The 14,568-nt window shown below is 44.8% G+C and carries 13 protein-coding genes; all 13 read right to left on the reverse strand.

Translation table 11 applies throughout. The annotated features are described in order from the left end of the window. Positions 1-17: 17 nt before the first annotated feature. Positions 18-1,406, reverse strand: coding sequence for a 2-isopropylmalate synthase (locus B5F18_RS01860; protein WP_087155958.1), 1,389 nt, complete (start codon positions 1,404-1,406; stop codon positions 18-20). A gap of 135 nt (positions 1,407-1,541) precedes the next feature. Beyond that, a complete protein-coding gene (locus B5F18_RS01865; RefSeq protein ID WP_087155959.1) occupies positions 1,542-2,009 on the reverse strand; it encodes a DUF1653 domain-containing protein in 468 nt (155 codons plus the stop codon). 14 nt (positions 2,010-2,023) lie between these two features. Beyond that, complete coding sequence (gene ilvA / locus B5F18_RS01870; protein ID WP_087155960.1) at positions 2,024-3,238, reverse strand: threonine ammonia-lyase; 1,215 nt, start codon at positions 3,236-3,238, stop codon at positions 2,024-2,026. Positions 3,239-3,269: 31 nt separating this feature from the next. Further along, positions 3,270-4,205 carry a signal recognition particle-docking protein FtsY gene (ftsY, locus tag B5F18_RS01875; RefSeq protein ID WP_087155961.1) on the reverse strand — a complete coding sequence of 312 codons (936 nt, stop codon included), beginning with the start codon at positions 4,203-4,205 and terminating at the stop codon, positions 3,270-3,272. A 22-nt stretch (positions 4,206-4,227) separates the two neighbouring features. Then, positions 4,228-7,788 carry a chromosome segregation protein SMC gene (gene smc, locus B5F18_RS01880; RefSeq protein ID WP_087155962.1) on the reverse strand — a complete coding sequence of 1,187 codons (3,561 nt, stop codon included), beginning with the start codon at positions 7,786-7,788 and terminating at the stop codon, positions 4,228-4,230. 13 nt (positions 7,789-7,801) lie between these two features. Then, positions 7,802-8,491 (reverse strand): ribonuclease III, encoded by a 690-nt coding sequence (gene rnc / locus B5F18_RS01885; protein WP_087155963.1) that lies wholly within the window; start codon positions 8,489-8,491, stop codon positions 7,802-7,804. 61 nt (positions 8,492-8,552) lie between these two features. Further along, positions 8,553-8,783, reverse strand: coding sequence for an acyl carrier protein (gene acpP / locus B5F18_RS01890; protein ID WP_087155964.1), 231 nt, complete (start codon positions 8,781-8,783; stop codon positions 8,553-8,555). Between the two features lie 24 nt (positions 8,784-8,807). Continuing rightward, on the reverse strand, positions 8,808-9,821 hold the full coding sequence (gene plsX, locus B5F18_RS01895) for a phosphate acyltransferase PlsX (RefSeq protein ID WP_087155965.1): 1,014 nt from the start codon (positions 9,819-9,821) through the stop codon (positions 8,808-8,810). Between the two features lie 166 nt (positions 9,822-9,987). Further along, complete coding sequence (gene rpmF, locus B5F18_RS01900; RefSeq protein ID WP_087155966.1) at positions 9,988-10,167, reverse strand: 50S ribosomal protein L32; 180 nt, start codon at positions 10,165-10,167, stop codon at positions 9,988-9,990. A gap of 3 nt (positions 10,168-10,170) precedes the next feature. Further along, entirely contained in the window at positions 10,171-10,698 is a 528-nt protein-coding gene (locus B5F18_RS01905) for a YceD family protein (RefSeq protein WP_087155967.1), read from the reverse strand. A 93-nt stretch (positions 10,699-10,791) separates the two neighbouring features. After that, entirely contained in the window at positions 10,792-11,982 is a 1,191-nt protein-coding gene (locus B5F18_RS01910; RefSeq protein ID WP_087155968.1) for an acetate/propionate family kinase, read from the reverse strand. A gap of 26 nt (positions 11,983-12,008) precedes the next feature. Beyond that, positions 12,009-13,004: a phosphate acetyltransferase gene (gene pta / locus B5F18_RS01915; RefSeq protein ID WP_087155969.1), complete on the reverse strand. Its 996-nt coding sequence runs from the start codon at positions 13,002-13,004 to the stop codon at positions 12,009-12,011. Positions 13,005-13,143: 139 nt separating this feature from the next. Further along, positions 13,144-14,478, reverse strand: a complete 1,335-nt coding sequence (mgtE, locus tag B5F18_RS01920; RefSeq protein WP_087155970.1) for a magnesium transporter — start codon at positions 14,476-14,478, stop codon at positions 13,144-13,146. Positions 14,479-14,568 lie beyond the last annotated feature (90 nt).

Raw genomic sequence — 14,568 nt, forward strand, 5'->3', positions numbered from 1 at the left:
AGCCCATCTCCCATTTATTATAATACCATATTCCATTCTCTGCAAAGGTCTGTTATCTTCTGTACCAATTCATTGTCCGTCATGACCGTCACACGTCCATCTTCATACTCTTTGTCCACCCATTCTTTCAATGTTGTCACAAGCCTGCAATCCTTTGTGACCTGCCGATCCTTTGGCAGCTTGTAATAGGTGTTGATCCAATGGGCAATTCCTGCCACGCCGGATGTGTTGGAAACGGACACAAGCGGAGGCCTTTTTAAAAATTTTTCCGTGTCAAAAATATTATAGATCTCTTCATTTTTTAAAAGTCCGTCCGCATGGATCCCAGCTCTTGTCACATTGAAGTTCTTTCCGACAAACGGGGTCCTTGAAGGAATATGGAATCCAATTTCCTTTTCATAGTATTCTGCAAGCTCTGTGATCACGGTTGTATCCATGCCGTCCAGGCTGCCTCTAAACTGTGCATACTCAAACACCATGGCCTCAAGCGGGGTGTTTCCGGTTCTCTCCCCGATGCCGAACAGGGAACAATTGACGCCGCTTGCACCGTAGAGCCACGCTGTAGATGCGTTGCTCACTGCTTTGTAAAAATCATTGTGCCCGTGGAATTCAATCAGTTCACTTGGAACACCTGCGTGCACCATCAGACCGTAAATAATACCCGGAATGGAGCGTGGAATCACAGCTCCCGGATAGTTGACCCCATATCCCATGGTATCGCAGACACGTACTTTGATCGGTATCTGATACTCTTCCATCAATTTCATAAGCTCCAGACAGAACGGAATGACAAAACCATAAATATCTGAACGGGTGATGTCCTCCAGATGGCATCTTGGGCGGATTCCAGTCTCCAGACACTCCCTTATTACAGACAGATAGTGCTCCAAAGCCTCTTTTCTTGTCATTTTCAATTTATAAAAAATGTGGTAATCAGAACAGCTGACCAATACCCCCGTCTCTGCAAGGCCAATCTCTTTTACAAGCTGGAAATCTTTTTTGTTCGCGCGTATCCAGCTTGTGATCTCCGGGAATTCATACCCTCGTTCCAGGCACTTGTACACAGCCTCACGGTCTTTTTTGCTGTACAAGAAGAACTCTGACTGTTTGATCCTTCCGTTCGGGCCTCCAAGGCGGTGGAGATAATCAAAAATTGTCACAATCTGCTCCGGTGTATACGGAGCTCTGGACTGCTGGCCATCCCGAAAGGTTGTATCCGTAATCCAGATATCATCCGGCATATTGTGGGGCACAATTCTGTCATTGAACGCAATTTTCGGAATCTGGTCATAGCGGAAAAGACTGTAAAAAACATTTGGTTCTTTTACGTCTACCAATGGATACATATGTTCTTCCAGCTGCAGCAAGTTATTGTGATAATTCATGAATACTCTTCTGTTTTCCATTTTCGTCACTCCTTGGTTTTTATTCTGTATAATTGTATACAATTATACAGAATATGTCAATACTTTCCCCAGGAAACCAAAAAAGCCCGAAAGTGCAGGATGATCATCCTGTACTTTCGGGCCATCAAAAACAATCTATCCCCGTCTTCCCTCATATCTGGCAACGGTGTGCAGATAATCGAGAATTGCCTCATACCGAAATTCCGTATCTTTCTGCGACTCAACAAACTCCAGACTCTCCGCGATCACACTTAAAACTTCCTCTGTCATATCCTCCCGGTGTCTTTGCATAAAACGGATTTTCTCCTCTGCATCTGAAAGCTCAAGAAACGCAAAGATGATTGACTGTCCTTTTTCCATCTCTTCTTTGGACGTTTCAAGTACAAAACAATATTCATACCCAGTTTTTTCATAAGTTTCTCTGTCCGTCTTTTCCAAAAATACAGAAGTGGGACATACAAAAATCTCCTCTTCCTTATCTGCATTTTGATACACAATCATCTCTTCCTTTGTTCTGCTTTCACGCGCCAGCGCCAGAATCACATACCGTCCACCCTCAAAGTGGCGATAGTATTCTCCTTTTTTTGGGAAGTGTCGTTCCATAGGCAAATGCCTCCTTAATATAATTTCACACCGATCACTCTCGGACTGTACCCTTCTTTTTTCAGTGCAGCCAAAATCTCATTCTTGTGTTCAGTGCCAAATGCTTCAATGGTGATCCTAAGCTCCACAGCAGCATTTCTGTTTGTGTTTACAAACTGGTTGTGCTCCAGCTTTATCACATTGCCCTGTGCATCCGCAATGGTCTTTGCCACGTGCACCAATTCACCCGGCTTGTCCGGCATGAGAACAGAGATGGAGAAAATACGATCCCTCTGTACAAGCCCATGCTGTACGATGGAGGACATGGTGATAACATCCATATTTCCTCCGCTCAAAATGCTGACCACTTTTTTGCCCTTCAAATTCAGATGTTTCAGTGCCGCCACGCTCAAAAGCCCGGAATTTTCGACTATCATCTTATGGTTCTCCACCATGTCAAGGAATGCTCCGATAAGTTCGTCATCCTCTATCGTCACAATCTCATCCACATTGTTTTTTACATACTCCAATGTGAGATCCCCGACAGTTTTTACTGCAGTGCCATCAGCAATTGTATTGGCGCTTGGCAGTGTTACCGGATGCCCTTCCTTTAAAGCCGCCTGCATACTGGCTGCCTGAGCAGGTTCCACACCGATCACTTTTATGTTCGGATTGAGCATCTTGGCAAGGGTGGACACTCCTGTGATCAGGCCGCCTCCCCCAATCGGTGCAAGAATATAGTCCACAGTTGGAAGCTCCTGCACAATCTCCATAGTGATAGTGCCCTGTCCGGTTGCCACATCCAGATCATTAAACGGATGTACAAAGGTGTAACCGTGTTCCTCTGCAAGCTCATAGGCTTTTGCGCACGCATCGTCGAACACATCCCCATAGAGTACCACTTCAGCGCCAAGCGCCTTTGTGCGGTTGACTTTGATAAGCGGAGTTACTGTCGGCATTACAATGACTGCTTTGCATCCGCATGCTTTTGCTGCAAACGCAACACCCTGTGCATGGTTTCCTGCAGAAGCAGTGATCAGCCCTTTTTGTTTCTCCTCCTCTGAAAGCGTGTGGATTTTGTAGTATGCTCCGCGGATTTTATAAGCCCCGGTATGCTGCATATTTTCCGGTTTTAAATATACCTTTGCCCCTGTCTGTTCACTCAGATATTCACTGTAGATCAGTTTTGTCGGGAGCGTCACCTCTTTTACCAGCTCGCTTGCCTCTTCAAATTTTTCCAGTGTCAACATTTTGCATCCCTCTTTCTTTTCTCACTGTTTTCTATTCCTCTTCCTTTTCCTCAGAAGTAAATAAAGCATTTACAAATTCATTGGAGTCGAATTTCTGCAAGTCATCGATCGTCTCCCCGACTCCGATATATTTTACAGGAATTCCAAGCTCTGCCTGAATCGCAACTGCAATACCTCCTTTTGCCGTGCCGTCCATCTTTGTGAGGATAATTCCTGTGATGTCCGCCACCTCGCTGAACTCTTTTGCCTGAGCCAGCGCATTCTGTCCGGTCGTGGCATCCAGGACAACAAGCGTTTCCCTGTATGCTTCCGGATATTCTCTCTCCAGAATTCTGTTGATCTTTTTCAACTCTTCCATGAGATTCTTTTTATTGTGAAGGCGCCCTGCTGTATCACACAGCAGGATATCCGCATGCCTTGCCTTTGCAGCCGCAACCGCATCGTACACAACAGATGCAGGATCTGAGCCTTCCTGGCCTCCGATCAACTCCGCATTCGCTCTGTTTGCCCATTCTTTGAGCTGTTCACCTGCTGCTGCACGGAACGTATCTGCTGCTGCCAGCACCACTTTTTTGCCCTCTGCGCGCATTTTTCCTGCAAGTTTTCCGATCGTTGTCGTCTTGCCCACTCCATTGACGCCAATGACGAGCACGACAGATGTACGGTTTTCAAATTCATATTCCGCCTCCCCCACATCCATCTGCTCTTTGATGCTGTCTATCAAAAGCTGACGGCAGTCCGCCGGCTCTTTGATGTGCTGCTCTTTAACCTTTTTCCTCAAATCTTCCAGAATATTCATGGTCGCCCGCACACCGAGATCTCCCATGATCAGCACTTCCTCGAGCTCTTCGTAAAAATCCTCGTCTATTTTGCTAAAACCACGAAAAATACTGTCCATTCCGGCCACAATATTATCTCTTGTTTTTGTAAGACCTGAAACCAGGCGCTTAAAAAATCCTCCCGCCATTTCCTGACTCCTTCCTTTTCTTCTATTTTGTCAAATCATTTTCCAGCAGATCCACAGATACAAGTGTAGAGATTCCTTTTTCCTGCATTGTGATGCCGTAAAGCCTGTCCGCCGCAGTCATGGTCCCCCTTCTGTGTGTGATGACGATAAACTGGGTGTTTTTCGTAAGCTTGTGCAGATACTGCGCAAACCGGCTGACATTGCTGTCATCCAGAGCAGCTTCTATCTCATCGAGAAGACAAAACGGAGACGGCTTTAAATTTTGAATGGCAAACAAAAGAGAAATCGCTGCCAGCGCTTTTTCTCCACCGGAAAGCTGCATCATGTTCTGCAATTTCTTTCCCGGAGGCTGCGCGATGATACGTATTCCTGCCTCCAAAATGTCCTCATCCTCCTGAAGCTCCAAAGTTCCCTTTCCTCCTCCGAAAAGCTGTTTGAAGACTTTGTCATACTCTGTCCGTATTTTCTCAAATTGTTCGGTAAACTGCCTTCTCATCGCCTCGTCAAGCTCTGCGATGATCTGCATCAAGGTAGCCTCTGCCTCCACCAAATCTTTTTGCTGGGTACTCATGAACTCATATCTCTCTGACACCTCTTTGTAATCTTCGATCGCATTGACATTGACATTGCCAAGCCCTCTGATCTCCTGGCGCAGACTGGAAATCTTCTTTTTCATCACAGCAAGTTCACCCAATGCATTGTCCTTGAGCTCTTTTGCATGGTTGAAGGTGATCTCATACTCTTCCCACATATAATCCATCTGTTTTTCGACCGCGTCTTCATTATTCTTCAACTGACTTTCCAAGCGATACACTTCCCTGTCCAGATCCGAAATCCTTTTGGAGAGTCGCTCCCTCTCTTCAAGCATTTCCTTATGTGCAAGGGCCATGTTTTCCCTTTCTTTCAGGGAATTTGCAATCTCACTTTCTATCTCTTGTACAATATCTTGGGAATCTTCAATGGTCTTTTTTACTTCCTCGATATTCTTTTGTTTCTCCGCGATCTCGCCCTTGGCATTATCCCTGTCCTTTGCAAGAGATTCTCTTTCCATGGCAAATCTTGTGAGCTCTTCCTCAACACGGCGGATATTTTCCTCTATAAAATCACATTTCTGTTCAAGTCCTGCGCAGAGAAGGTGCAGATTTTCTGTTTCTTTTGAAACCTGTGTTTCTTTTACTTTTTCCCTGTCCATATCCTGCTGAAGTGTGTCAATCTCTTCGGAAAGCTTTGTCTCCATCTGCTCGGAAATCTTTAGTTCCTCCTGGATGGAATCCTGGTTTTCCAGCAAATCTTTGTTTCTTGCATCCAGTTCTTTTCCTTCTTTTAATATCTCCTCCATAGCCTTGGAGACTTCCTGTTTTTTTGCCTTCACCTGGTCATAATTCATCTTGGCTGTATTCTGTTCCACATAGAGCTCCTGCAGTTTTTGCTGAGAGCCGTCCAGTGTTTTATAATACCCTGCTCTTTCTTCTTTTGCCTGCGCTAGTGCTGTTTCCGCTTCCTTTAGCTCTTTTCCCAGCTGCTCCACTGTTTTTTCAAATTCTTCAATCTCTCTTCGCCTTCCGAGAAGATTGCTGGCATTTTTGAATGCCCCTCCTGTCATAGCTCCGCCAGGATTGATCAGTTCCCCCTCCAGGGTAACTATGCGGAGACTCTGATGATATTTTCTCGCCAGCGCAATGCCGTCATCAATACTCTGTACCACAAGCGTCCTTCCGAGGAGATTTGCAGCAAGTCCTTCATAGCGCTTTTCCGTTTTTACAAGCGCATTGGCAAGCCCGATGACTCCCTTTTCCTGCAATGCAGACAATGTCTTAAACTCTACCCCCTGCCGCATACTTGTAAGAGGCAGAAAAGTAGCACGCCCATACTTGTTTCTTTTTAGAAAAGAGATCATTTCCTTTGCTGTGCCCTCATCTTCTGTGACTACATTCTGGATACTTCCTCCAAGTGCTGTCTCAATAGCGACCTCGTACTCCTTTTCCACTTTGATAATATCCGCCACAACACCAAGAAGGCCTTTCACCTTGTTTTTCTGTTCCATCACACGGCGGATACTGTTTCCGTATCCGTCATAGCGCTCTGTGATATTTTTCAGCGACTCCAGTCTGGAGCTCTCCCTGTGGTAGGCATTTTGTCCGATCTGAACCTGTCTTGTCTTCTCAGAAATTTCTGCCTGCAGTTTCTCTATCTGCTCTTCCCAGGTCTTTTGTTCTTCCACAAGCTTTCCGATCTTTGCGGAGGTCCCCTTTAACTCTTCTTCATGCTTTGCCAGAAACTGATTCTGTACCTCAATCTCCTGCTGCTGTTCTATGAGCCGCTTGTGGATCTCGGATTTTCGCACCCGGATCTGCTCCATAAGCGTATCAAAATGCTGGATCTTTGCCTTTGTGGACGCGCGCCCGCCAAGCATCTCCATCAATGCAGCCTTCTTATCCTCCAGTTCCCTCTCCATCTGCATCAACTGCATCTGAATTTTTTCCTGGCGCTCCTGCATTTTGCTCTGGCAAAGTTTTTTGTCCGAAAGCTCCTTTCCCAGCGACTCCATCTCACTTAGAAATGTCTTCTTCTGTCCTTCCCTTCTCTTTTCTTCCTCCCCAATGGATGCAAGCCTTTGCAGATAATGCTCCTCATTGGAGTGGATGCTGCGGATCTGCTCCTGGAAAAGGGCAATCTGGTTTTCCATCTGTTGCCGCAAAAGGTTAGTCTCATTCTTCCTTGTGCGCAGTTTTTCTATATGGAGATCCGATTTTTCCTGCTCTTCCTCCAGCCTCTCATACTCTGCCTTTGCCTTCTCAAAAGCACTGTCCGTCTCCTTTTGCTCTTCCCTTGCATTGGAAAGCTTTTCTTCCAGAACTTTAATTTCCGCCCGAAGTTTTTCTGTCTCCAATAGGAATACATTAATGTCGAGCACCTTTAACTCTTCTTTCTTTTTGATGTATTCCTTTGCCACCTCAGACTGTCGTTTAAGAGGTCCCACCTGTTTTTCCAACTCCGAAAGGATATCATTTACTCGGACAAGGTTTTGCCTTTCATCCTCCAGCTTTTTTACAGACATGGCTTTTCTGCGCTTAAATTTTACAATTCCGGCTGCCTCATCAAAAAGCTCTCTTCTGTCCTCCGGACGTCCGCTTAGGATTTTGTCTATCTGTCCCTGTCCAATGATGGAATACCCCTCTTTTCCGATTCCCGTGTCGTAGAACAGCTCATTGACATCCTTCAGCCTGCAGGCAGTCCCGTTGATAAGGTATTCACTCTCACCGGAACGGTACAGCTTTCTTGTGACTGTCACCTCCTGGTAATCCACAGCCAGCTTATGGTCCGAGTTGTCCAGGGTAATGGCAACAGATGCATAGCTTAAAGGCTTTCTGTTCTCTGTCCCTGAGAAAATGACATCCTGCATATTTCCTCCGCGAAGCTGCTTAGCCCGCTGTTCCCCGAGCACCCACCTGACCGCATCCGCCACATTGCTCTTTCCGCTTCCGTTAGGCCCGACAATGCCAGTAATTCCATTGTGGAATTCAAACAGTATTTTATTTGCAAAGGATTTAAATCCCTGTACTTCAATACTTTTCAGATACATAATTCACCTGTTTTTACTTTCTGTCCCGTATATTTAATATGGCATGATAGGCAGCCTGCTGCTCTGCCGCTTTCTTTGTCCGTCCGCTCCCTTTCCCATACACATCTTCTCCAATGAGCACAGCGCTGTAGAAGGTTTTGTTGTGATCCGGGCCTTCTTCTTTGAGCAGCTTGTAGAAAATCTCCTCTTCCATCTCTGCCTGAACGATCTCCTGCAGGATAGTCTTGCTATCAAAAAAGAGTTTTTTGTTCTCCAGGTCGTTGAGAATAAACTTATGGATGAACTCTTTTGCACTAGCAAAACCACCGTCCAGATAAATGGCACCAATCAAAGCCTCCAGAGCATCTGAGGTCACGGAATCTCTTTTCCGCCCGCCAGTGGTCTCCTCTCCTTTGCCCAGGAACAAATATTCCCCAAGCCGGATCTCCTTTGCGCAAAATGCCAGAGCCTGCTCACAGACCATACTGGCCCTCGTCTTTGTCAGTTCACCCTCCGGCATATCCGGATTTTCATGAAAAAGAAACTCACTGGATACAAGCTCCAGAACAGCGTCCCCTAAAAATTCCATTCTCTCGTTGCACTCCTGTTTTTTCAAGTGCTTTTCATTTGTGTAGGAGCTGTGAGTCAGCGCATGCTCCAGAAGGTGAAAATCCGAAAAATGATATCCAATTGTTTTTTCCAGTTCCTTTATATTTTTATACATGTTCAGCCTTTCTGTTATAAAACGAAAAAGCCCGTCCGGGCTTTTCCGATAGTTCACTTCATCAGTTTACTGCGTTTTTAATCTGTTCCACTGCGTCCCCCACAGTTACGATTTTTTCTGCCTCTTCGTTGTCAATATCTACGCCGAATTCTTCTTCAATCCCCATAATGATCTGGAAAATATCCAGCGAATCGGCTCCCAAATCGTCGACAAACTTTGTCTCCATTGTAATTTCTTCTTTGTTTACATTTAATACATCAACAATAATATCCTGCAATTTTTCAAATTCCATTGTTTACTTCCTTCCTACATTTCATTATAATTCTTCTTTTTGTATGCATCCGCGAATCTTCTCATTAATTCCCTGCTGTTTGAATGCAATACATTGAATGATGGAATTGGATACTTCCTTTGCCTTGGAACTTCCGTGGGTTTTAACGACAAGTCCGTTCAGTCCAAGCAAAGGCGCGCCCCCATGTTCGCTTAAGTCAAATCCTTTCAGCGTCTCTTTTAAGGCAGGTTTTATAAGCAATGCTCCGATTTTTGTTTTGAGTGAAGTCATCATGCTCTGTTTCATTTTTTTGATCAGCACAGAGCCCACTCCTTCGTACAATTTTAAAATGACATTTCCCACAAACGCCTCACAGACAATCACGTCTGCCATTCCTTTTGGGATTTCCCTGGCCTCGATGCTGCCGATAAAATTAATGTCTTTGCAAGCTTTGAGCATCGGAAATGTCTCTTTTACGAGTGCGTTTCCTTTTTCTTCCTCTGCTCCGATATTGACGATCGCAACTTTCGGATTGTGGATTCCTACGATGTTCTCCATATAGATCGCACCCATCTTCGCAAATTGCACAAGGTGAGATGGCCTCGCATCCACATTGGCCCCACAGTCGATCAGCAGTGACGCTCCTTTTTCCGTTGGAATGAGCGGTGCAAGCGGCGGTCTCTCAACGCCCTTGATACGTCCTACCAAAACTTGTCCTCCTACAAGAACAGCACCGGTACTTCCAGCAGAGACAAATGCATCCGCATCTCCTCTTTTTACCATATTCATGGCAACAACGATCGATGAGTCCTTTTTTTTCCGAATTGCATTCACAGGCGGCTCGGCTGTTTCGATAACCTCCTCGGCATTGACAACTTCAATCTGCTCTTTCTCATACGTACAGGCTTTCAGCTCATTTTCGATCAAAGCCTGTCGGCCAACCAGCAAAACTTTCAAATCCTTCCTTTTGTTGACCGCATCTACCGCTCCTTTAATGATTTCACCCGGAGCATTGTCGCCTCCCATCGCATCCACTGCGACTCTTGTGATATCTGACATTATCTCTCCTCCTAGCATTGCTGGTATAATTTTACTAGACATCCCCATAAAAATCAATAGTATATTCTTTTCTAATATCAGAACAAAGCGGGCGAGCCCACTTCTACTCCCCCTCCCCTATAGAATAAAAAACCCCTGCCATTTGGCAGGGGTCCTTCTGTTTTCATTAGTCAACAGAAATGATTTCACGTTTGTTGTAAGAGCCACAAGCTTTGCAGACTCTGTGAGGCATTGTTAATTCGCCGCATTTGCTGCATTTTACCAAATTCGGAGCGCTCATTTTCCAGTTAGCTCTTCTTTTATCTCTTCTTGCTTTAGAAGATTTATTCTTTGGGCAGATTGACATAGGTTACACCTCCTTAAAATTCTTAAACAAATCGCGGATAACTGACATTCTAGGGTCAAGACTTGTGTCTTCACAGTCACAATCTCCCTCATTTAGGTTTTGACCACATACGTTGCAAATCCCTTTACAGTCTTCGCTACATAGAATTTTCATCGGCCATCCTATCAAAATCTCATTATAGAGTAATTTGTCTACGTCAAGATTGTATCCGTCAATAAAATTCGATTCATCCAATTCTTGGTCTGGTTTTTCCGTATCAGTATCCAAATCCACATGCTTTTCAATCTGAAGATGGAAATCTACATCCACCTCTTTCAGACATCTGTCGCACGGAATCTGCACCCGCACATCAGCCGTACCGGTGATCCTCAGTTCTTTTCTTTTGATGCGCTCGATATTCAAAGATACAGGAGATGTCTCCTTGACTGGAAAATATCCCTGCGAAAGATGAATCTCCTTCATCTCCATCTTTGCATCCCGGCTGATCGTCTTCTGATTTCCGGATAAAACTTCTGATAGGTCAATTAACATTTTTCTTGCTCCTATTCACACCTTGACTATTATACCATGTAAAAATATTTTGTCAACTATTTTTACAGGCATCCTTTTGAATATTTTGTAACTCTATGATACAAGCGCCTGTGTCTCTCTTGCAATGGCGAGCTCTTCATTTGTCGGAATCACATACACCTTCACTTTTGAATCTGCTGTGGAAATTTCCCTCTCCTGCCCCATAGCCTCGCTATTTGCCTGGTCATCGATCTTTACACCCAGATATCCAAGATAATCACAAATCTCTTTTCTCAGCAACACATTGTTTTCACCGACTCCGGCTGTAAATGTGATCGCATCCACACCGTTCATGGACGCTGTGTATCCGCCGATATATTTTACCACACGGTATTTGAAAGCATCAAGTGCCATCTTGGCGCGCTCATTTCCTTCACCGGCAGCTTTGATCACATCTCGAAAATCAGAGGAGACACCGCTTAATCCAAGGATTCCTGATTTTTTATTTAAAATATCCAACATTTCATCCACGCTAATATTCTCGTGGTTGCAGATAAACTGCAGAACAGCCGGATCCACATCACCGCTTCTTGTCCCCATGATCAGACCTTCCAAAGGTGTCAGTCCCATACTTGTATCCACACATTTTCCGCCAATGGACGCGGATATACTGGCCCCGTTTCCAAGATGGCACACGATCACTTTTGCATCGTCTTTTCCGAGGCGTTTGATCGTCTCACGTGAAACAAACATATGGCTTGTCCCGTGGAATCCATATCTTCTGATTCCGTATTTTTCATAATATTCATATGGTATTGCATACATTGCTGCCTTGTCCGGCATTTTCATACCAAAAGCAGTGTCAAACACTGCGATATTCGGTTTTCCAGGCATGGCTGCCTCACACGCTTCGATTCCGATCAAGTTTGCCGGATTGTGCAAAGGCCCGAGCGGGAAACAGTCGCGGATGACCTTCTTTACATCTTCCGTGACAATTGTCGCATCGCTGTAGACAGTTCCTGCATGGAGTACACGGTGTCCGATAGCAGAGATGTCGTCTCTGCTATCGATCACTCCGTGATCTTTATCCTGAAGTGCTTCCAAAACCATCTCAACAGCCACTCTGTGGTCTTTCATTGGTTTTTCCACTTCAAATTTTTCCTTTCCTGTAGGTTTATGCGTCAATCTTGAGCCATCGATTCCGATTCTTTCACAAAGCCCCTTTGCAAGCACTCCCTCATGCTCCATGTCTATCAACTGATATTTCAGTGAAGAACTCCCACAATTGATTACTAAAATTTTCACGATTTTTTCTCCTTCCTGTTGTCTCCTTATTTACTCTGACACTGTACTGCTGTGATCGCTACAACGCCTTCAATATCTTTTGCACTGCATCCTCTGGACAGATCGTTGACCGGAGCTGCGATTCCCTGAGTCATCGGGCCATACGCTTCTGCTTTTGCCAGTCTTTGCACTAATTTATATCCGATGTTTCCAGCATCCAGATCCGGGAAGATCAATACATTGGCATGTCCTGCCACTTTGCTGTTCGGTGCCTTGGATGCTCCCACAGACGGCACGATTGCTGCATCCAGCTGCAATTCTCCGTCGATCTGAAGGTCCGGTGCCTCTTCCTTGGCGATCTTTACAGCTTCCACTACTTTTGTGACATCATCATGTTTTGCACTGCCCATTGTGGAATGAGAAAGCATTGCCACTTTAGGTTCTGCTCCGACAAGCTGTCTGAAACTTTCCGCTGAGGACAACGCGATCGCTGCCAGCTCTTCCGGCGTTGGATTCTGGTTCAGGCCGCAGTCCCCGAATACAAACGTTCCGTTTTCACCCATCTCACAGTCGGGAACGACCATGATAAAGAATGCGGATACAAGTTTTGTTCCCGGTTTTGTTTTCAGAATCTGAAGGCATGGACGAAGTGTGTCCGCTGTTGAATGACATGCCCCGGAAACCATACCGTCCGCATCTCCCATTTTTACCATCATGACTCCATAATACGGATAATTGTGCAGGAGAAACTCTCTTGCCTGCTCTTCTGTCATTCCTTTTTTCTGTCTGAGTTCCACTAATTTTGCGATATATGCCTCTGTCTTATCACTTGTTGCAGGATCCACGATCTCTGCTTTGCTGATATCAAAGTTGCCTCTGTTTTTCTCAATCTCTTCTTTGCTTCCTATCAGGATCAGTCTTGCTGTTCCTTCTTTTAAAATTGCCTCCGCAGCTTCATATGTTCTTGCATCTTCTGTTTCCGGAAGTACGATTGTTTTTACATCAGCTTTTGCTTTTTCTTTGATAACATCAATAAATCCCATTTCCAAGGACTCCTTTCCAAATTTTTCTCACATATAGCTATTATAACGCAACTTATTTTTGTATACAAGGCTTGGGCTTGTCTCTTTTTTAATACAAAAAGTAAAAACGGCATTGAAAATGCACATTTTCAATACCGTTTTATATATGAAAAATCCGGCTTGCAATTGTAAAATATACAACCACCGTCGTTGTATCCAAAATGGTTGAGATGAGCGGAGCAGCCATCAGCGCTGGATCCAGTCCGCACTTTTTTGCAGCCATCGGCAGTACGCACCCTATCAATTTTGCAATGCACACAACTGCGACCAAAGTAAGTCCAAGAACAAATGCAAGCATCGGCTGATCGTACATGATCACCACGCGGATTCCATTTGCAATGGCAAGGAAAACTCCAACAACAAGCGCAATCCGCAGCTCTTTGAACATAACTTTAAAAATGTCTTTAAATTCAATCTCTCCGACAGAGATTCCGCGAATCATCAAAGTGGAACTCTGAGAGCCACAGTTTCCTCCGGTTCCTGTCAGCATTGGCACAAAAGTATTTAAAATGGGCATAGCCGCAAGCACAGGCGCGTAATGATCCAGTGCCAGTCCGGAAAACGTGGCAGAAAGCATCAAAAACAACAGCCACGGACATCGGTTCTTCGCGTGCTTGAGCACAGAAGTTCCAAAATAGTCATCCTCGTTCGGACTCATACCAGCCATTACGCTGATATCTTCTGTAGCCTCTTCCTGCAATACCATCATCGCATCGTCTACAGTGACAATCCCTACCATACACTGCTCATAATCAACGATCGGCATAGCGACCAGTCCGTATTTCTTAATACTCGTCGCCACATCCTCCTGGTCATCATGAGTATAAGCAAACAGTGTGGCTGTATCCATGATCTCCTCGATTTTTGTATTGTCTCCGGTTGTAAGGAGGTCCTTGACATCGACTACGCCGATCAGTTTTCGTTTTTCTGTCACATAACATGTATAGATAGTCTCTCTGTTCAGTCCAACCTGCCGGATCTTCAAAATTGCTTCGCCGACAGTCATATCCTTGCGCAGACCGATGTAGTCCACATTCATAATGCTGCCTGCACTGTCCTCCGGATAATTTAAAAGAATATTGATCTGCTTTCTTGTCTCTTCATCTGTCATCATAAGGAGACGGTCCACTACATTTGCAGGCATCTCCTCCAGAATATCTGCGGTATCATCCAGATACATTTCTTCCATGATCTCTTCCAGCTCCGAGTCAGTCAACGCATTGATCAGCGTTTCCTGCATATCGCTGTTCAGATAAGTAAACACTTCCGCCGCATCTTCTTTTGCCAAAAGCCGAAATGCCAAAATGATCTGTTTATCGTCATTAAATTCTTCCAAAAGCTCCGCGATATCGACGGGGTGCAGATCTTCCAGTACGTCTTTTAATTCTTTGTATTTTCGCTTATCGAGATAATCTTTGATTTCTTCCGGCGTCATACCTGCTCCCCCTTTGTTCTGCTTTTGTATTAATGTAAAAAATGATTTTTGCATAATCCAACAATTTATAGTATAATCGTTTCAAAAAAT

It is taken from the genome of Lachnoclostridium sp. An181 (genome assembly GCF_002160325.1).
Classification (GTDB): Bacteria; Bacillota; Clostridia; order Lachnospirales; family Lachnospiraceae; genus An181.